This window comes from Crocinitomix algicola (assembly GCF_001661595.2).
Classification (GTDB): domain Bacteria; phylum Bacteroidota; class Bacteroidia; order Flavobacteriales_D; family Crocinitomicaceae; genus Crocinitomix; species Crocinitomix algicola.
This window is the reverse complement of sequence record NZ_LYPF02000004.1, coordinates 1-20201: the sequence shown is the minus strand read 5'-3', so window position 1 is coordinate 20201 and position 20201 is coordinate 1. Positions and strand designations below refer to the sequence as shown.

Here is a 20201-nt window from a genome sequence, read left to right as displayed (position 1 = left end):
ACCTTTTATGTATATTGTTCATCAAACCATTAGCCTCATGAAAAAAATTGAAGTATCAATAAACGTAAAAGCGGATATAGAAAAAGTTTGGGCGTTTTGGACCAAACCATCACACATTGTACATTGGAATTTTGCGTCCCCGTCTTGGCATTGTCCAAAAGCTACTAACTCCCTTATTGTTGGCGAAAAATTTAATTGGCGGATGGAGGCTAAAGATGGAACAATGGGCTTTGATTTTGAGGGCATTTATACAGAAATATCACCCCTAAAACTGATTAAATTTCAACTTTTAGATAATCGACAAGTTAATGTTGAATTTTTTGAAAAAGATAATCAAGTGCTCATCGTAGAAACTTTTGACGCGGAAGGCACGAATACTGATGAACAACAACGTGCGGGTTGGCAAGCTATACTTGAAAATTTTAAAACCTACGTCGAAACCAACTAGAATGGGAATTATTGGGCAAAAAAGAGCAGTTAATCTATATTTTTACAGTCTTCATTCCTTATTTTTTACCCTTGGTTTAACCGGATACATTAAAGAAAATTCAGGAATTTTTATCGTCTATATGCTCTTGGGAACACCTGTGTTTTTCATCTTATATTATACCTACCTCAACCGATTCAGTTCAAAATTAAAATCAAAGCAAAAATGGCTATTTGATAAAAACGCCTATAGTAATCCTTTAGCGCCAAATCGAAATTGGTGGGTTGATCCCTTCACGTTTTTTGATAAAAATGCATACCCGGGTTTATTGGAGGAACTTGTCTTAGAAAAGGAACTTTCAAAACGTTGTTTAACTTATACTTTTATTTCTTTTGGATTGATGGTTCTTCTGGGGATTGTTGCTCTTTAATAAAAAAGATGAGAGGAAAAAAATAAACCTCTCATCTTTTAGACTTAAACCATAATTAACAATTAAATTCGATTGTCAATTATATCCTGTACAACCTCTGGATTCAGCAAGGTTGAAGTATCTCCGAGGTTCCCCATGTCATTCCCCGCAATTTTTCGTAGAATTCTACGCATAATTTTACCCGATCGTGTTTTAGGTAATCCTGAGGTAAATTGAATTTTATCCAACTTTGCTATCGGGCCAATATGTTCTGTTATAATTTGATTTATTTCTTGTCTTAAATTCTCATGCTTCCTTCCTTCACCCGTTTCTTTCAAGGTTACAAATCCATACAATGCATTTCCTTTAATATCGTGTGGAAAACCAACAATTGCTGATTCTGCAACTGCCGGATGCTCATTTATGGCGTCCTCAATGGGAGCCGTGCCTAAATTATGACCAGAAACAATCACGACATCATCTACCCTACCCGTAATACGATAATAACCTACGGCATCTCTCAAGGCTCCATCACCAGAAAAATATTTACCCGGGAAAGCTGAAAAATAAGTCTCTTTATATCGTTGATGATTCCCCCAAATTGTCCGTGCCATCCCCGGCCATGGAAACTTAATACACAACCTACCATCAACTTGATTACCGCTGATTTCATCTCCATTTTCATCCATTAACGTAGGTTGAATGCCTGGTAAAGGTAAACTCGCATAGGTTGGAATTGTAGGAGTGACATAAGGAATTGGAGAGATCATTATTCCACCGGTTTCAGTTTGCCACCAAGTATCAACGATAGGACTTTTACGTTTACCTACATTATCATTATACCAATGCCAAGCTTCTTCATTAATAGGTTCTCCTACAGAACCTAAAACTTTTAAAGAAGAAAGATCATGATTTTCAATAAAACTCAACTTCTCCTTAGCTAAAGCACGAATGGCAGTTGGCGCGGTATAAAATTGATTTACCTTATGTTTTTCAACAATTTCCCAAAATCTACCGCAATCAGGATAACTTGGTACACCTTCAAACATCACTGTTGTTGCACCATTGGCTAAAGGACCATAAACGATATAGCTATGACCTGTTATCCAACCTATATCAGCTGTACACCAATAGACATCGTTTTCTCGATATTGAAATACATTTTTAAAAGTAAAAGCACTATAAATCATATAGCCCGCGGTTGTATGTACCATTCCTTTTGGAGTACCAGTTGACCCTGAAGTATACAGAATAAACAAAGGATCTTCAGCATCCATTATTTCCGGCTCACACTCTTTGGAGGCAGCTTCTAATAATGGTTCAATCCATTCATCTCTTCCCTCTTTTAAGTCAATAGATGAATTAATTCGCTTAACAATTAAAACGCTTTCAACTCCAGGACAATCATTTAAAGCATCATCAACTATGGATTTCAAATCAATTGTTTTTGCTCCACGATATGAACCATCGGAAGTGATGACCATTTTACAATCACTATCTTTAATTCTTGTTGCCAAGGCACTCGATGAAAAACCTGCAAAAACGACCGAGTGAATCGCTCCTATTCTAGCACAAGCAAGTACAGCAATAGCCAATTCTGGAATCATTGGAAGGTAAACACAAACGCGATCTCCTTTCTTAATTCCTTTGGATTTAAGAACATTTGCAAATTGATTTACCCGTTCGTATAAACGATTATAAGTGATATGTTCTGCTGGAGAATTAGGATCATTCGGTTCAAATAAAATAGCTGTTTTATCACCTTTCGTTCTGATGTGACGATCAATACAGTTTTCAGTTATATTTAATTTTGCTCCTTCAAACCATTTAACTTCGGGTGTATTAAAATCCCAAGACAATACGTTATCCCACCTCTTACGCCATACAAAATGTTCTTCTGCTATCTCTTCCCAAAATAATTCCGGTTCTCTAACCGATTTTCGATGAATTTTAAAGTATTCTTCTAGATTTTTTATGTGATAATTACTCATAGCTTTTTAATTTACGAAATATTGTTCTAATTCTTTAATTATAGTTACATCATCAATTGTTGATGGAATTTTATAAGATTGATGATCGGCAATTTGTCGCAATAATTTACGCAATATTTTACCCGATCTTGTTTTAGGTAAACGCTTAACAATTTTAACTTCTTTAAAAGACGCTACCGCACCTATTTTATTTCTAACCGACTGAATTATTTGTTTTTTAACTTCTTCCTCATCACCTTCAAAACTCGACGACAAAACAATAAGTCCAAGTGGCTTTTGACCTTTAATATCACAATGCACTCCAAATACTGCACATTCGGCCACTTTTGGATGACTCGCCACAATTTCTTCCATTTCAGCGGTTGACAGACGATGGCCAGCTACATTGATAATATCATCAACTCTACCGGTAATAAACACATATCCATCTTCATCTTTATACCCTCCATCCCCTGTGAAATAATAACCTGGAAACCGATTCAAATAAGATGCATTAAAACGTTTCGGATTTCTCCACAAGTTCATTAAATTTCCTGGCGGTAAAGGAAGTTTAACAGCCACTAATCCTTCCTCATTTGGTCCTAAGTTTTCACCCTCATTATTCAAGATTTCAATTCGATATCCACAAACTGGTTTGCCAGCTGAACCAGGTTTAACTGAAAATAAATCTATTCCTGCAAAATTGGCCAACATTGGCCAACCTGATTCGGTTTGCCACCAATGATCAATTACTGGAATTTTTAATTGATTTTCTAACCAGTTTAATGTCGAAGCATCACAGCGTTCTCCAGCCAAAAATTGATGCCTTAACTTCGATAAATCATATTGCTTTATAAAGCTACCTAATGGGTCTTCTTTTCGTATGGCACGAATGGCTGTTGGTGCGGTAAACATGGACACAACATTATACTCTGATATAATTCTCCAAAACGTTGAGGCATCTGGCGTACGAATGGGTTTACCCTCAAACAAGACTGTGGAATTACCATTTAGTAAAGGACCATAAACGATAAAAGAGTGACCAACCACCCAACCGACATCGCTGGCTGCCCAAAAGGTTTCTCCTGGTTTCACACCATAAACATATTTCATGCTAAACTTTAAGGCGGTTGCATATCCTCCGGTATCTCTAATCACCCCTTTCGGCGTACCTGTTGTACCCGATGTATATAAAATGTAAAGTGGATGTGTAGATTTGACAGGTTTAGCTTCAATAACTTCAGAATCATTTACGAGAGTTTCATAATCCAAGTCAATCTCATTCATGCTATATTCGAGCCCATTTTGTCGATTATAAATGATGACATTATCCACTTTATGCTCGGCGAGATGAATCGCTTCATCAACAAAAGGTTTATATGGTATCACGCGATCGACCTCAATACCGTGAGAGGCTGTAATAATTAATTTAGGTTTACAATCATCAATTCTAATTGCCAGTTCATTGGGTGCAAACCCTCCGAAAACAACAGAATGTATTGCTCCAATTCTAGCACAAGCAAGCATCGCGTAGATTGCTTGAGGAATCATGGGCATATAAATAATTACCGTATCCCCTTTCCTAATGCCAAGTTTTAAAAGGCTATCAGCAAGTGTCCCAACTTCATATAACAACTCTGTATAAGTTATTTTTTGTTTAGATTTTGTAACTGGAGAATCATAATAAATTGCAATATCATTCCCTCGTCCATTTTCTATATGGTAATCGATACAGAGATAACTCATATTCAATTTACCGTCTTCAAACCAATTATTCCACGTTTCAGTAGGTGTGATAATTTTTTTGGGATGTTTGTGCCATTTTAATTGATTTGCTTGACGCTTCCAAAACTCAGCAGGATTTGTAATACTTTCGTTGTATAATTCTTTGTATTTCATTGCTCAGATTTTTTTGAATTGAATAATCCGAACCAATTCGGGTTTAGAACTTTTACTTTTATCATGACATAGATAATTATGACAAAAAATGCCCCAATCAACAACGAATTAAGCGTTGTTATTTCAACCTCTTGCTCGAGTTTAAATCTTATATAAAGTGTGATTACAGCATAGACTAGTATGAAATAATCAGAAAAACGTGGTCCAAAACTAAACTTCATCTTAATTAATTTTTAAGAATGCTGACCTGACAACGAAAAATGGCGCACTAGTGTCATCAAGCCAGCAATTCTATAATTTCATTTACAATTTTTTTTACTGAAAAAGGTTTGGTTAGGTATTTATCCACTCCCAATTCAAGTCCTTTTTCTATGTCCGAATTCTTGTTCTTTGCGGTAAGAAATACAACTTTTGAGTTGCATAGATGTTCTTTGCTTTTAATCCATTCCAAAGTTTGATATCCATCCACTTGCGGCATCATAATATCCAAGAGTATCGCGTCTGGAGTCAATTTTTCCATAATTTCTTTCGCTTCGCTACCGTCACGCGCAATAAACACCTCGAAAGACTGCTTTTTAAAAGCATATTCAAGGGTCATTACAATGTTTGGTTCATCATCAACAATTAATATTTTTTTACTCATCTCTAAATTTGGCTTATCGGTATTTCGAAATAAAAATTTGCTCCACCTTTTTGTTCTTTTTTTACATCAATGAAGCCCCCGTGTCTTTCAATAATTCTTTTAGTAATCGCTAACCCTAACCCACTTCCTTGTGGTTTAATACGATTTTGATTTTTCGATTGATAGAACTTATCAAATATAAATGCAACATCCTCATCCGGTACACCTGGTCCGTTATCGGATACGCTTACTAATAGTTTTTTCTTTAGGATACGATACTGTACCCAAACCATTCCATTCTCCTTATTAGCATGCTTAATACCATTAGAAATCAGGTTGGTCAACACTTGAATTATACGATCTTCATCGTAAAACAAATGGGCATCGCGCTGAGTTGTAACTTCTATAGTCACATTATTAGAAGCGGCGTATTGTCGAACCGACCCCACAACATGGAACAGCGTATCTTTAAAATTTAATCGCTTAACATGTAACTCTTCTCGGTCTTCAGATAATTTTTCAAAATCTAAAATATTATGGATCAACCGGGCAAATCGATCTGAATCTTGGAGGATATTTTTTAAAAACTGATCCCTTACAGCAGGTGGCATTTCATCCGCATCGTCCAATAGTAACTCTGCTGCACCACGAATTCCGGTAATGGGTGTTTTTAACTCATGTGCAACAGTGTCTAAAAATTCATCTTTTTGTTTATCCTTTAAAATTAACTCTGAATTTGCATTCTTTAATTGTCCAGTCAATTCTGTCAATTCTCTTGACTTATCTTTGAGTAGTTTATTTCTTGCGATTGTTTCTTTTGATTCCTCCAAGATTTTTAAAACTTCGGTCAAACTAACCTCCTCTTCCTTAACCGCACTCGCTATTAATATTTTAGCTGATGCTCCTCCAATTGTACCCGTCAATAATTTTTCAGAGAAATTTATCAGTCGTGCATCTGCAAACTCAGTGTTTTCAGGAAGATCATACTTCCTAAAAAACAACGTTAACGCACGTTCGGTGCGTTGCTCACCTAGGAATTTTACAAGGATATTTTTTATATCAGAAACATAAGCTTCGCCTTTCCAAACATAGGCGTTATCGTCAAGACTAGAAGCTACTTTTGGATCAACGAAAATTTCAGCATAATTCCGCTCTCTATAATTCCCTTTGGTGGACACAGAAACCCACAAATAAACCATCGTGTTGAGGAATAAACTCCAGAAAAAAGCATGAGATGGAGGCGATAGAAAGTCAATCCCAAACAATGCATGCGGCCTTAACTGTTGAAGACCAAACAATCCTTCATTAACGAAATCAACCGATCCTCCATAGGCTTTAATAATAAATGGAATGATTAACGTGTACAGAATAACGAGGAATCCGACAACAATTCCTGCAATGGTTCCCTTAGACGAGCCCCTATTCCAAAACAATCCAATAAAAAAGGATGGTGCTAATAATGCAATTACCACAAATGCAATTAAACCGATTGAATACAGCGACATTTGTATCGAAAAATTAGCATAAAAGATATAAGCAAGAATTATGATTGTAAAAATTGAAATTCTACGAATCATTTTTATATAATTCTCATTCCCTTGAGGATTACCTTTGACTAATTTATCGAGGAAACCATAAGGAATAATTAAGTTATTACTAACCATATTTGACAAAGCAATTGTGGAGATTACGACCATAGAAATCACAGCTGAAAATCCACCCAAAAAGACTAATAAAGCCATAAAGACATGACCATTTTCTAGTGGCAGAAGTAGACTGTAATAATCTGAATTTTCTGTATTTCCAAAAATAACTTTACCTCCCCATCCAATAAAAATTACAAATAGATTGAATAGAAATAAATAGAGAGGAAACAACCAAATTGCTTTTTTCAGATGTTTTTCACGTACATTTTCGACAACTGAAACGTGAAATTGACGAGGTAATAAAAATATAGCAAAAAAGGAAAGCAACACTAAGAAAAACCAATCAATACCTCCTTCTAACCCACCAAATTCAATCAATTTATCAAAATCATCAAGTTTTGAAACCTGCTGATAGATATCGGTAGTACCATCAAACAAATAAAAAGTAACATAAATGCCTATCGCTAGAAAAAAGACTAATTTCAAAACTGCTTCAACAGCCACAGACGCAATAATTCCTTTGTTTTTTGTAGAAGCATCCGTTTTTTGTGTGCTAAAAAAAGTAACAAATAGAGCTAAAATAATAGCAATATAAAATGTAGAATCATTAAAAATAGAATTTGTCTTTACTGTTGAATTAACAGTCATGACTTTAAACGTTTCTGAAATTGCTTTTAATTGCAATGCAATATATGGAACAGTAGCAATAAAACAAACGACAGTTACAATTGCACCTAACAATCGATTTCTTCCATACCGTAGTGAGATAAAATCGGCAATGGACGTAATTTTATTTTGCCTTGCAATTCGTATTATTTTTCGCATAATTACTATCCAAAATGGAATAGCAATTACGGGGCCTAGATAAATTGGTAAAAACTTCAATCCTGAATCCGCAGCAATACCAACACTTCCATAATAAGTCCAGGCGGTGCAATAAACGGCTAGTGATAATGTATAAACATAAGGGTTATTAATCCACCTTGATCGCTCATTTTTATTGAACCAATAAACGAGCAAAAAAAGCAAAGCCAAATAGGCAAAAATGATGGTGATTAACCCGTAATTATTCATAATGCCTTTTTATGATAATATAAGTGATTAATACCGCCAAAATCCAAATGGAGAAAATGGAAAAATAAATCACAGGAAAACCGAACAAAACGCCCGTTCCTTCAAATATTTGAACAAGCGGAATATTAAACAGCATAAATAACGCGACGCCTAATATCACCAATTTTTGTTCATGTCTTTTCTTCATTTCTCTAAGATAAAAAACACAGCAATAAGATCGACGCCCTATTGCTGTGATTATTAAATATTAATGTCCGGCAGCAGCTTCACCTGCTCCGCTCGGAATTCTAATGTTCTCAACAATGTCTTGTACATTTGCTGGTGGAGCAGGGGTTAATCTGGATACCACAAATGATACCACAAAATTAACGACCATTGCAATAGTTCCAAACCCTTCTGGAGACGTTCCAAACCACCAATCCTCTTGCGGCAATGGATCCATAACACCTATTAAGCCTGTCTTATACACAATCATATAAAAGAGCATCAAAACTATACCGACTACCATACCTGCGATTGCCCCTTCTTTATTCATGCGTTTATCAAAAATGCCGAGAATGATAGCTGGAAAAAAGGAAGCTGCTGCCAACCCGAAAGCCAATGCAACTACGGCGGCGACAAACCCAGGAGGATAGATTCCGAACAATCCAGCAATGATAATTGCAACAAGAATAGCAATTCGTGCCGCTAATAACTCTCCTTTTTCTGAAATATTCGGTTTAAGTTGTTTTTTTATTAAATCGTGAGAAACAGAAGTTGAAATCACCAATAATAAACCAGCTGCTGTTGATAATGCTGCTGCAAGACCACCTGCTGCAACCAAAGCAATAACCCAGTTTGGTAATTTTGCAATTTCAGGGTTGGCCAACACCATAATATCTCGATCAACATACAATTCGTTTACATCCGGCCCCGCATTTGAAATTAAACGCTCTCCAAATTTACCTCGACCTTCTTCAAATAATGGTTTCTTACCATCCAACGCTGATCCCGCTACATATTGTATTTTTCCATCTCCATTTTTATCAGCCCAAGCAATGAGACCTGTGTTTTCCCAATTCGTAAACCATTCAGGCATATCTGTATATTTTTGATCACTTACGGTTTCAATAAGATTTGTTCGCGCAAAAACTGAGACAGCAGGTGCAGCAGTATATAAAATTGCAATAAACAATAACGCTAATCCCGCAGACTTACGTGCATCTTTAACTTTTGGTACCGTAAAAAATCGCACAATTACATGTGGTAACCCTGCAGTTCCTACCATTAAAGCCAATGTAATCGCAAAAACGTCCCATGTAGATTTAGAGCCGGAAGTGTACTCTTTAAATCCTAGTTCCGTGTGAAGCGCATCCAGCTTATCCAATAAATAAACTCCATCTGAAGTCTCTCCGCCCATGCCCAACTGAGGAACAGGATTTCCAGTCATTTGGAAAGAAATAAAAATTGCAGGAACCATGAAAGCAAAAATCAACACACAATATTGCACTACTTGTGTATAGGTTATTCCTTTCATACCACCCAGAAAAGCAAAAATTAACACAACTGTCATTCCGATAATTACACCCAAATTGATGTCCACTTCCAAAAATTGAGAAAACACGATCCCGACACCTCGCATTTGTCCTGCAACGTAAGTGAATGAGACGATTAATGCGCAGATGACAGCTACTGTCCTAGCCACATTAGAATAATAGCGATCACCAATAAAATCTGGAACGGTGAATTTTCCGAATTTCCGTAAATAAGGTGCCAATAATAAAGCTAATAAAACGTATCCCCCTGTCCAACCCATAAGGTAAACTGATCCGTCATATCCAACGAATGAAATAATTCCTGCCATGGAAATAAATGAAGCTGCGCTCATCCAATCTGCAGCTGTTGCCATACCATTTGCTAAAGGCGATACCCCACCGCCTGCAACATAAAATTCTTTTGTTGAACCTGCTCTAGCCCATATTGCAATTCCAAAATAAAGAGCGAATGTTACTCCAACGAGGAGCCATGTCCATACTTGTACACTCATAATAACTGTTTTTTAATTCTTTTTTTAATTCTTTTCAATTCTTATTCTTCATCATATCCATACTTTTTGTCCAGCTTATTCATTAAGCGTACATAGACAAAAATTAAAACAACAAATACATAAATTGATCCTTGTTGTGCGAACCAAAACCCGAGTTTAAATCCACCCAGTCGGAATTCGTTTAAGACATCTTTTAGAAGGATTCCAAAAACACAGGAAACTAAAAACCAGATGCTCATTAAGATTAAAAGGTATCGGAGGTTCTCTTTCCAATAGGCCTTTGCATTATTTTTTTGATTTAAATCGTTCATAATTTTATTTTTAAAGAAATATCATTGCTTGAAGCGTTACCACATTTGCTTGGCTAGCTCCGAACTGTTGGTTTTTATAATCAAGCGTTAATTTCGATTGGTGTCCTGTGAAATAAGCATTTATACCCCCTCCAAAAATTGTTCGAGCGTCGTTGGATGCATCATAGGTATTATTTGCAAAAGACACATAAGGTTGAAAACGGGTTTTTGATTTGTCCCCAGGAATTACATAACCAAGGTGCGAATAGATCATGCTTCCTGTTCCATAAGCGCTGTATAGATAATTCTCGCCATAATTATTATATTGATAAGTCGCATATGCAGTAAAAGCACTGCCGTTTGTACCAATTGGCATCTCAAAGAATACATCTCCTGCGAATAAAGTCACATTTTGACCAGTTATTCCTCCGATTGTATCCGTTGCTATTACGGCACCATTAGGATGGATAAAAAATCCAGCTCCAACATTGAGAATTTTCTTTGCACCAAGATAGGAGCCAACTTTATAGGGTAAAAAATTAGATTCTTTATCCAAAAAATGATAATCAAAATACCCTGAGAAAGCAAAGCCTGCGTCTTTGGAGCCTAGCATTCTATTTCCTCCATATACAGCACCATTTGTTACTGCTGGATCACGTTCATCTAGATTATTGGTCGCTACATCGTTCACGGCTATTCGATATTGTAAACGTCCAAAAGCTCCCTTTGCAAAGGCTCCTAAATGACGCGCAAATTGATCAGTTAATCCAAGTGTTGACCATGATTGTCGATTATTGTCCATGGTCATCATATTTAGAGTACTTTGATTGTTTAGTCTTGATATTCCATTAAAATAATGTAATCCACCTCCTACGGCGTGATTGTCTCCAATGGAATATTGTGCCCAAACGTCGTGGAAAAATAACTGTGAGCCACTCCCTTTCCCTGTTGGACTCATCGTAGTAGCGTTTAAACTGTTTAATCCAAAATGGGTGAGAATTAAGAATTTTTTGGTAAGCTGAGAATACATCAAGACTCTAGCTCTTCGAAGATTAAGGTTTACGGGCGATGTATTTGCTGCAACGTTGTCGTTGTAGACGCCCTGCATTTGTGCCCAAGAAATCACACGAAAATATTTCATGCCGTCTTCACTGAGCTTTACTTTCATCCCATCTTGATAAGGATTTGTAATTCCTTGACCAAAACTTGACCTAAAAAATCCCGTAAAAATTAGCAAAACTATTCCTAGCTTTAGTAGACTGGTTTTCATAGTTGTAATAGGTTTTAATTAATAATAAATTGAACCTAGTGCGCTCTACTAAAGTCTAAAAAAAGACGAATGAAAAATAAAGAAGTATACTTTTTTGCTAATTTGCTATATCTAATCTCTAAAACGCTCCCATTTTATAAGCATATATTTGTCTCCTAGCTCCGTAACAACCACGCCAGACCCTTTGATATTTTCACTATTTGCAAAAAAAACAGCTAATTCTGACGCGTTTAAAATCTGATAAGTCGGATGATAATTGGAGTTATTGGGACGTTTGATTTTATACTTTTTCACCCAATTCAACACACTTACATGTGACACGCCGAGGATTCGTTCTATTTCACGATAAGTCAACCCCTCCAAATACAATTGTAACGCTTTATTTACGTAGTAATCATCTATTTTTTTTCCGACTTTATTCACGGTAAAATAGTAATTACAATCCTTACACCTATAACGTTGACGATTCTTTATCACACCACTTTTAACGTAGCGTTCAGATTGACAATTTGGACAAGAATTAACAGTCATATATTCTAAATTAGCATAAATATATTAATTTAGCGATAAAAATTAACCTTTTAAATGCTCCATTCAGAATTACAAATCGTTGTTCGGACCACTTCTACTTATTCAATTTGAATGAATGTTAACCACTCTTCAAAAAGCAACTAGAGTAATTCTTTTAATTTTAATTTAAATTCAGCTTTTTTAAATCTTGACAACTTTACCGAAATACCATTCTTGAGAACAATTGTTTCTTCCGGTATTTTATAAGTAAAAACTTCCGTCATATTTATGATCCATGATTTATGGCTTCGAAAGAATAAAGGGTCTATTTGCAAACTTTTTTCAATGGTACCAATATTCTTACTTACCATTGTCGTTCGCCCATCTTTCAAAAAAATAGTAGCGTATGCTCCTCTTGCTTCTACAGCAATGATATCTCTTGTTTTCACCCATTCTTTTTTTCCAAGTTCACTCAGAACAATTTTAGGAGAATCTTCATTTCGAATATCATCTAGCATATTCGTATAATCAGCTAAGGCAACTTGCTCCTCGATATTCGATTTTATCCTTTCAACAGCTTCTGCTAATCTTTCTCGCTTTATCGGTTTCAACAAATAGTCTACAGCATTCACTTCAAAAGCCTTTATAGCATATTTATCATAAGCCGTTACAAATACAATTTGAAAATTAATCTCGTCAAAAAAATTCACGATTTCGTAACCAGAATATTGGGGCATTTCTACATCTAGAAAAACAATATCAGGAACCTCTTTTTTAATTGCTGAAACAGCTTCAAGTAGATTATCAAAGGTTTCCAACACCTCAATTTCAGGATGTGACAATTCTAACAAATTAACCATTATCTTGCGAGCCGCCAACTCGTCATCCACAATAATTGCCTTAATTTTCTCCATATCTATTCCCTTATAATTATTGGAAGCAACACTTTTACACAAGTACCTTTTGCCTTCCCTTTTTCATCATATAAATCGATGATTTTGAATTCGCCGTCTATCCCAATATGTTCATTCAGCATTTTTAATCTATTCTTAATGGCATTAGTAGCAAAAGACGAATGCCGCGAACCCCGTCTTTCCATAATTTCTTTAACTTTTTCTCGTCCCACTCCATTATCTTCAATTTCACATAAAATTCGATCTTTATCGTATTTTGCAAACCTCACTGCAATCATTTTTTCTCCATCTTTATGCAAAACACCATGCTTAATAGCATTCTCAATGAAGGGCTGAACAATTAAAGAAGGAACTGTCTTAGTCATGAGACTATCTTCAACCGATAATGTGTAGTTAAAATTCTCATTAAAACGAAGTGACTCCAACTCTAAATACAATTTAAGAAAATCCACTTCTTCTTCTAACAATATGAATTCACGCTCAGAAAAATCAAGCATCATTCGAACTAAACTAGAAAATGACTCGAGATAATCATAAGATTTTATTTTTTCATTTTCCAATACAAGATGCTGAATTGAATTAATAGCATTGAATATAAAATGAGGATTCATTTGTGCACGAATTGCTTTAAGTTGTGCACTTGTTGCAATTCGATTACTCCGTTCTAATTTTATTTCTTGGGTGGTACGAATTCGCTCTTGTTTTAACTTAGAATAAAACAGCCAACTCACAACACCAATTGAAATCACAATAATTGAAAGGTAAAACCACCACCTTTGCCAAAATGGAGCCCGTATTGTAAAACGGTAAATTAAAGGAGTGGAAAGTGAAGTTCCATTTTTCGCCCTAATCTTCAAGGAATAATCACCTGGGGATAGCGATAAAAACTCAATTTTATGTTGCTTGACACCCAAGGTATTCCATCGGTTTAAGAATCCTTCTAACATGTATTGAATACTTACATTGTGAAGCGTTTTAGCGTTTCGAAAGTCTACATAAAAAGACAACGAGTTTTCATTGTGGCGAAACGATTTTTTTGACGTATCAATTCGTGTATTATTGACACGAACTGAATCAAGATAAACACGCGAACAATACGAAGATCCATCCAGGTTACCAAGCTCCATGGTATAGAATGAGTTTCGTTCAAAAAAGGCCAATTTATCTTTCCAAATATCAAATTTTGTAATCGAATTTCCTACTAGGTTTAGGGTTTCATTATCGATAAATTCTTGTTCTTTCATGTCGAATACTTGAAGTCCTCCGGAGGATAAAACATAAAGTTTACTATCCTGTACATCAACCTGTAGAACCCTATTTTCCAATAACCCATTTGTCTTATCAATAATGACTAAAGGCTCGTTATCTTTAATGATCACCACACCCTTTGTATACGTGCCACAAAACAAGTAACCCGAACTAAACTTAATGTCTGCTATATCCAGACTTTTTTCATTTAATTTAATCTCATCAAAATTAACTGTGTCGTAACCGCTGGTGTATAAACCTTTTGACCCACTCACGTATAAATTTCTTCCAATGGAGTCAGCTGCGATGTGAAAGAGTCTTTTATTGGTGAAAGGAGAGTTATTTTCGTCTAAATTAAAACATGCCAACCCCTTTTCCTTTCGATCATATGCATTGAAGGCACTTATTCCATCTTTTGTTACTATTCCAATATAGCCTGCTCCTAGGTCTACAGCGTCCCTAGTAGCACTCAACAAGAAAAATAATCCCGGAAAATCTTGACCATCCACCTTATACTGAGAGATATGTATTCTTCGTGACGCCACCACTGATTCTTTTTCTATTCGCTGATTATCCTTATTAAATTGATATGCCATTAATACACCCGATCGATCACGAACAAATAATTGTCCAGAATAATCGTACATAAGATCCATTCCCAACTCGTTTAAAATCACGCCTTCAATGGATTTATTTGGCACCACAATAAGCCCTTTCTTAAACGTACCTAGAAATAAAGTTCCATTTTTAGAAAGATGTGCTGCAGAAATAAACTTATCTGAAAAATAACGACGTGAGATTGTGGTGCTGTCGTTTTCATAACGTAAAAATGAAACCCCACTGCGCACACCATTCATAGTAAAAAGTGTATCATTAACTTTTTCAATTGAATGCAACCCATCTATCTTCAATTCATTCTTATATACGCCGTCTTTGCTGAACATTTTCACAAAAGTTCTGCGTGGCTCCCCATAATACCTGTAAAATATAAAGTCATTATTCTTAGTCCGAATTGCAGGTGTAACGGTTTTTAAAATTGTATACTTAAAATCAACACCTTCAGGGGATTGCGTGTTTCCCAGCGTCGTATCAGTCATTCCTAAAACATACTCATTATCACCCACTTCGGAAATTGAAACGAGATAACTAAAATCATAAACTTTTGAGTTTTTTACGTTTTTTCGATTGACCTTCACTAGTCGATTTGCATAACACCACAGGTTGTTTTTCGAATCAAAATAATAGCCAAACTGTTCTGAAAGGTACTCCTCCGGTAAAGTGTATACTATACTCAAACTATCTCTGAAAATTTGAAAAACTTGCCCGTTAAGGTTTTTACAAAATAAATCACCATTACCATCAACCTTCAGGTCGAAATACGAATTCCCTACTCGTTCTTTTGGCAAAGTCAACTTATGGATAGTGCTCTGAGAATAGGTGTATAAACCCGAATTAGTTCCAATATAAATTTGTTCTTGTTCTTCATCATAATAAATGGAATAAATATCAAGATTTGCCAATTCCTCCTCACCAATTGTAAAATGATACATAGTATTGATGGAGGCATAGGCTTTTTGCAATGCGAACGACAAACAAAATAATACGATATTAATTATTACGGTCCTGATCCTCCAAATATAAGCGAACTTTAGATAGCCCTAGCAGATTCTAATGAAAGGATTGTGAATATTTAAGGAAGTGCAAGATCTGTTCAACGAACGGTAGAGTTGCTAAATTCGGAATATTTTCCTTATCGATAAAAGATTGATTTTGGTCGATGTAAAATTGCCATTCATCGAATCACCACTAAGCGCAAATATCAGTCTAAACAAGAATACCATTAAAGTCAAAGAATAATGAACATAACCTCAAAGCCTTTCTTAAAATCATTTACCCCCCTAACTAACAAAAACTTAACGCAGTATAAAATTCAAAAACATTATTGAGAACACAAAAGCAAGTTTAACTCCAATCGGATCTACTTCAGACATTTCGTCCAATTTAAAAACAGCTTTATCGAAAAAAATTAACAAAAATTCAGAGTTATGAGTATTATTTTAAAACTTTGTCTTAGTTATAAATACGAAATACTAACCTTAATTTTCATTAAATTTATTGATATGCGCTTAAAAATAATGAACTTTCTAGTTTTGTTCTTATGTCTAACTGGAACTGTATTTAGTCAATCCAGCAATACACAACAAGACACTGCAAAGCAAACTCCATTATTCGTAAATATTACTGAAGGAGGTAGCGAGATCCAATTCACGCTAAATCGCGAAGTCGCAAACCAGCAAGCCTTGTTGATCATCACTGATGCAATGGGTCAAGAAATTATTTCTGAAGAAGTAGAAATACTTAAAGGTATCGTGTTTAAAACATTGACAATAAAATCTTTACAGAATTACCCTAGCCAACAATTTATGGTCACAGTTAAATCTGAAAACAAGCTTTTCAAAACTGAATTTTCACTTTAAAACTAACATATGAAAAAAGGATTACTTGTCTATCTGTTAGCATTTATTACAAATTTCTCATTCAGCCAAATTGCTGTACCATTTCAGCAGCGATTTAATGCTACGCAAAAAGGTGGAATCACATTCGTAACCAACACAATATTAGAATGTAACGGAACAGGTGGAGGTTTCCTGTTTTGTGGTTCTTTAGCCACACAAACACCTCCAACAACCGCGGTTTGGAGTCAAAACAATGACCACGGAACTAATTATATTGATATTGATGGAGATATAAGTACTTTTTCCTCAAGTGCAGACAGTTTACAACTTGATCCTTGTAGTGAAGTGCTGTTCGCTGAGATATACTGGGGAGCAAACATTCGCGCAGCAGATCCTTTGTATGCCGGTAGAGATGAAATAAAAATAGGAATCAATGGAGGAGCCTATACAACTGTTACAACGGATACTCTTATTGACAACACTACAGGTTATAATTCATATCATTGTCGTGCCAACATCACTGAACTCATTCAGTCTGCTCCCCTGCAATCTAAAATAACAGTCGCGGACATGTACGCCAAAACCAATGGAACGAACAATTTCGCCGGTTGGAATATAGTTGTTGTTTACAAAAACGACTTGGAAACAATGAAAAACCTAACCGTTTATGATGGAATTGCGAATGTAGCCGGAGCATCCTCAGTGGACATCACTGTAGATGGCTTTTTAACACCGCCGACTGGTGCTGTAAATTTTGATATCGGTGTTTTTGCTTATGACGGTGATCGTGGATTTATAGGAGACCAACTTCAATTTGATGGCGGAGCTGGTTTTGTCAATATTTCGAATGCGACTAACCCAAGTAACGATGTTTTTAACTTCTCCATTACAGAAGCAGGAGTCGTTAGTACCTCGCAAGATCCTTTAATTGAAAATAACATCAGTATCGATTCAGATATATTCCGTCCTGACAATTCAGGTTTTGCTTATATTGGAAACTCGGCTACATCTGCGGATATCCGAGTAACAACGGGAGGAGAAACTATTTTAAGTCAAGTAGTAACTCTCGCAATTGATGTTTACGAACCAGATATTAGAGCTGCTGTTACCGTTGAAGATTTAAATGGTGGGGATGCCATGCCTGGAGACACCTTAAAATACACCGTTAAAGCCATAAATATTGGTTCTGATCCATCTATCGACTCTTATGTTACAGATACATTAGAAGGCAATATAAGTTTTGTCCCAGGTTCAATTGAAATAATTCATGGACCGAATAGTGGTGTTAAAACAGATGCATACGGTGATGATCAAGCAGAATATGATCCGGTGAATAGAGCTGTAATAGTAAGAATAGGAACCGGAGCGGATGCGACAGACGGCGGTGAAGTTTTGAATAGCCCAAGTGGTGCTGATAGTACAAAATTTACCTTTTCAACGGTTATCACTGAAAACTGCGTAATTCTTGCTTGTGATGACGAAGTAAATAACAGGGCCTTTATTGCGGGTACTGGACCAACTTCAGGGAACACCTACAACAACGGAAGTAACCCAGGCGTTTTCGACGCTGACGGCTGCCCAATTCCAGGAACAACCACCACCCCAATCAACACATCAGGTTGTACACTTCCAAATGACACTACAATTACTCAATTTTGTTTTGAACAAGAATTTTCGGACTTACCTTATAGCCCCGATTATATCTTCTATGATAACGCTTTTGATGTTGTGACTACCGCTGACGGAGCAGGAACATATTATGCTATCGAAGAAACAATAGAGGGCTGCAATGACACTATCGTAATAACAATTACCACCTACGAAGGAGAGCCTACTACTCCAGATGCTGGTGCGGACCAAAATTTATGTGAAGACGATCCTTCAACAAACCTAGCTGGTAACCCCCCTCTTTCAGGCACAGGTGTTTGGACATTAATTTCTGGAACAGGTACAATAGATGATAATACGAATCCAACAACAAGCGTAACAGGACTCGGTACTGGTGACAACATTTTTGTTTGGAGTATCGCTAACACGCCATGTGCGACGACTTATACGGATACTGTTGTAATTAATGTCGCTCTAAATCCAACTGCCGCAAATGCCGGAGTTGACCAAACAGTATGTGCTGATCCTGGAACTGCTACCTTAGCTGGAAACAATCCTGCTGTAGGAACTGGTACTTGGACTGTAATTTCAGGTGGAGCAACTGTTACTGACCCTGCTGCTTTCAATTCAGGAGTAACTGGTTTGACTGTTGGTGCTAATACTTTTAGATGGACAATTGCCAACGGTGCTTGTACACCTAGCTTTGACGAAATTACAATTAATGTAGATGCAAGTCCTTCAACAGCAGACGCTGGTGGAGATCAAACTGTTTGTGCTGATCCTGGAACTGCTACCTTAGCTGGTAACAATCCAGCTGTAGGAACTGGTACTTGGACTGTTATTGCAGGTGGAGGTACAATTACGGATCCTTCTGCTTTCAATTCTGGAGTAACCGGATTAACTGTTGGTGCCAATACGTTTAGATGGACAATTGATAACGGTGTATGTACTTCAAGTTTTGACGAAGTAACTATTAATGTTGACGAAGAACCTACAACTGCAAATGCAGGTATTGACCAAACGGTTTGTGCTGATCCTGGAACTGCTACCTTAGCTGGAAACAATCCGGCTGTAGGAACTGGTACTTGGACTGTTATTGCAGGTGGAGCAACTGTTACTGACCCTGCTGCTTTCAATTCAGGAGTAACTGGTTTGACTGTTGGTGCTAATACTTTTAGATGGACAATTGCCAACGGTGCTTGTACACCTAGCTTTGACGAAATTACAATTAATGTTGATGCAAGTCCTTCAACAGCAGACGCTGGTGGAGATCAAACTGTTTGTGCTGATCCTGGAACTGCTACCTTAGCGGGAAACAATCCGGCTGTAGGAACTGGTACTTGGACTGTTATTGCAGGTGGAGGTACAATTACGGATCCTTCTGCTTTCAATTCTGGAGTAACCGGATTAACTGTTGGTGCCAATACGTTTAGATGGACAATTGATAACGGTGTATGTACTTCAAGTTTTGACGAAGTAACTATTAATGTTGACGAAGAACCTACGACTGCAAATGCAGGTATTGACCAAGAGATTTGCATTTCTGATGGCGATGCAACTTTAGCAGGAAATGATCCAGCCGTGGGTACAGGTTTATGGACAGTAATTACCGGTGGAGGTACTGTTACTGACCCAACAAATTTCGCGTCGGATGTAACAGGTTTAACACTTGGATCAAATACCTTTAGGTGGACGGTTTCTAACGGGTCTTGCCCTCCTAGTTTTGATGAAATTACTATTAATGTTGTTGGAGATAATGATGAAGATGGTGTTTGTGACAATGTCGATGGTGACGACGACAACGACGGTATTCCTGACGTTGCCGAAGGTGG

Annotated in this window: 15 protein-coding genes and 1 pseudogene; 4 read left to right on the top strand and 12 right to left on the bottom strand. The window is 36.5% G+C overall.

Annotated features, from left to right (window positions below; genetic code table 11):
- The first annotated feature begins 37 nt into the window (after positions 1-37).
- Both A8143_RS03220 and A8143_RS03215 read left to right on the top strand, forming a co-directional pair.
- Positions 38-448 (top strand): SRPBCC domain-containing protein, encoded by a 411-nt coding sequence (locus tag A8143_RS03220; protein WP_066756791.1) that lies wholly within the window; start codon positions 38-40, stop codon positions 446-448.
- 1 nt (position 449) lies between these two features.
- Positions 450-857, top strand: coding sequence for a hypothetical protein (locus A8143_RS03215; RefSeq protein WP_066756203.1), 408 nt, complete (start codon positions 450-452; stop codon positions 855-857).
- 62 nt (positions 858-919) lie between these two features.
- On the opposite strand, the gene acs is transcribed toward A8143_RS03215, so the two are convergent.
- From acs to A8143_RS03155, 12 genes are all read right to left on the bottom strand, one after another.
- Complete coding sequence (gene acs, locus A8143_RS03210; protein WP_066756201.1) at positions 920-2827, bottom strand: acetate--CoA ligase; 1908 nt, start codon at positions 2825-2827, stop codon at positions 920-922.
- Between the two features lie 6 nt (positions 2828-2833).
- Positions 2834-4705 (bottom strand): acetate--CoA ligase, encoded by a 1872-nt coding sequence (locus A8143_RS03205; protein WP_066756198.1) that lies wholly within the window; start codon positions 4703-4705, stop codon positions 2834-2836.
- A complete protein-coding gene (locus A8143_RS03200; RefSeq protein WP_066756196.1) occupies positions 4702-4926 on the bottom strand; it encodes a hypothetical protein in 225 nt (74 codons plus the stop codon). Before A8143_RS03200 ends, A8143_RS03205 begins: the two co-directional genes overlap by 4 nt.
- A gap of 56 nt (positions 4927-4982) precedes the next feature.
- The gene (locus tag A8143_RS03195; RefSeq protein ID WP_066756193.1) at positions 4983-5348 is read right to left on the bottom strand and encodes a response regulator transcription factor; all 366 of its coding nucleotides are present in this window, start codon (positions 5346-5348) and stop codon (positions 4983-4985) included.
- A 2-nt stretch (positions 5349-5350) separates the two neighbouring features.
- Positions 5351-8047 (bottom strand): sensor histidine kinase, encoded by a 2697-nt coding sequence (locus A8143_RS03190; protein WP_066756189.1) that lies wholly within the window; start codon positions 8045-8047, stop codon positions 5351-5353.
- Positions 8040-8234: a hypothetical protein gene (locus A8143_RS03185; protein WP_066756187.1), complete on the bottom strand. Its 195-nt coding sequence runs from the start codon at positions 8232-8234 to the stop codon at positions 8040-8042. The genes A8143_RS03190 and A8143_RS03185 overlap by 8 nt, the downstream gene beginning before the upstream one ends.
- 60 nt (positions 8235-8294) lie before the next feature.
- Positions 8295-10073, bottom strand: coding sequence for a sodium:solute symporter family protein (locus tag A8143_RS03180; RefSeq protein ID WP_066756184.1), 1779 nt, complete (start codon positions 10071-10073; stop codon positions 8295-8297).
- A gap of 41 nt (positions 10074-10114) precedes the next feature.
- On the bottom strand, positions 10115-10384 hold the full coding sequence (locus tag A8143_RS03175) for a DUF4212 domain-containing protein (protein ID WP_066756181.1): 270 nt from the start codon (positions 10382-10384) through the stop codon (positions 10115-10117).
- Positions 10385-10394: 10 nt separating this feature from the next.
- Positions 10395-11633: a hypothetical protein gene (locus tag A8143_RS03170; protein WP_066756179.1), complete on the bottom strand. Its 1239-nt coding sequence runs from the start codon at positions 11631-11633 to the stop codon at positions 10395-10397.
- A 111-nt stretch (positions 11634-11744) separates the two neighbouring features.
- On the bottom strand, positions 11745-12164 hold the full coding sequence (locus A8143_RS03165; protein WP_066756177.1) for an IS1/IS1595 family N-terminal zinc-binding domain-containing protein: 420 nt from the start codon (positions 12162-12164) through the stop codon (positions 11745-11747).
- A 140-nt stretch (positions 12165-12304) separates the two neighbouring features.
- A complete protein-coding gene (locus tag A8143_RS03160; RefSeq protein WP_083261194.1) occupies positions 12305-13057 on the bottom strand; it encodes a LytR/AlgR family response regulator transcription factor in 753 nt (250 codons plus the stop codon).
- Between the two features lie 2 nt (positions 13058-13059).
- Entirely contained in the window at positions 13060-15855 is a 2796-nt protein-coding gene (locus A8143_RS03155; protein WP_066756174.1) for a sensor histidine kinase, read from the bottom strand.
- Positions 15856-16425: 570 nt separating this feature from the next.
- On the opposite strand from A8143_RS03155, the gene A8143_RS03150 reads away from it, so the two are divergent.
- Both A8143_RS03150 and A8143_RS03145 read left to right on the top strand, forming a co-directional pair.
- Positions 16426-16782: a hypothetical protein gene (locus A8143_RS03150; RefSeq protein WP_139134255.1), complete on the top strand. Its 357-nt coding sequence runs from the start codon at positions 16426-16428 to the stop codon at positions 16780-16782.
- A 9-nt stretch (positions 16783-16791) separates the two neighbouring features.
- Positions 16792-20201 (top strand): annotated as a pseudogene (locus A8143_RS03145) (hypothetical protein); the annotation flags it as partial.

What these genes read in the sequence shown, in the direction of transcription:
- A8143_RS03220 (WP_066756791.1), top strand. Translation starts at nt 38, where the DNA reads ATGAAAAAAATTGAAGTATCAATAAACGTAAAAGCGGATATAGAAAAA.
- A8143_RS03215 (WP_066756203.1), top strand. Translation starts at nt 450, where the DNA reads ATGGGAATTATTGGGCAAAAAAGAGCAGTTAATCTATATTTTTACAGT.
- acs (WP_066756201.1), bottom strand. Translation starts at nt 2,827, where the DNA reads ATGAGTAATTATCACATAAAAAATCTAGAAGAATACTTTAAAATTCAT.
- A8143_RS03205 (WP_066756198.1), bottom strand. Translation starts at nt 4,705, where the DNA reads ATGAAATACAAAGAATTATACAACGAAAGTATTACAAATCCTGCTGAG.
- A8143_RS03200 (WP_066756196.1), bottom strand. Translation starts at nt 4,926, where the DNA reads ATGAAGTTTAGTTTTGGACCACGTTTTTCTGATTATTTCATACTAGTC.
- A8143_RS03195 (WP_066756193.1), bottom strand. Translation starts at nt 5,348, where the DNA reads ATGAGTAAAAAAATATTAATTGTTGATGATGAACCAAACATTGTAATG.
- A8143_RS03190 (WP_066756189.1), bottom strand. Translation starts at nt 8,047, where the DNA reads ATGAATAATTACGGGTTAATCACCATCATTTTTGCCTATTTGGCTTTG.
- A8143_RS03185 (WP_066756187.1), bottom strand. Translation starts at nt 8,234, where the DNA reads ATGAAGAAAAGACATGAACAAAAATTGGTGATATTAGGCGTCGCGTTA.
- A8143_RS03180 (WP_066756184.1), bottom strand. Translation starts at nt 10,073, where the DNA reads ATGAGTGTACAAGTATGGACATGGCTCCTCGTTGGAGTAACATTCGCT.
- A8143_RS03175 (WP_066756181.1), bottom strand. Translation starts at nt 10,384, where the DNA reads ATGAACGATTTAAATCAAAAAAATAATGCAAAGGCCTATTGGAAAGAG.
- A8143_RS03170 (WP_066756179.1), bottom strand. Translation starts at nt 11,633, where the DNA reads ATGAAAACCAGTCTACTAAAGCTAGGAATAGTTTTGCTAATTTTTACG.
- A8143_RS03165 (WP_066756177.1), bottom strand. Translation starts at nt 12,164, where the DNA reads ATGACTGTTAATTCTTGTCCAAATTGTCAATCTGAACGCTACGTTAAA.
- A8143_RS03160 (WP_083261194.1), bottom strand. Translation starts at nt 13,057, where the DNA reads ATGGAGAAAATTAAGGCAATTATTGTGGATGACGAGTTGGCGGCTCGC.
- A8143_RS03155 (WP_066756174.1), bottom strand. Translation starts at nt 15,855, where the DNA reads ATGTATCATTTTACAATTGGTGAGGAGGAATTGGCAAATCTTGATATT.
- A8143_RS03150 (WP_139134255.1), top strand. Translation starts at nt 16,426, where the DNA reads ATGCGCTTAAAAATAATGAACTTTCTAGTTTTGTTCTTATGTCTAACT.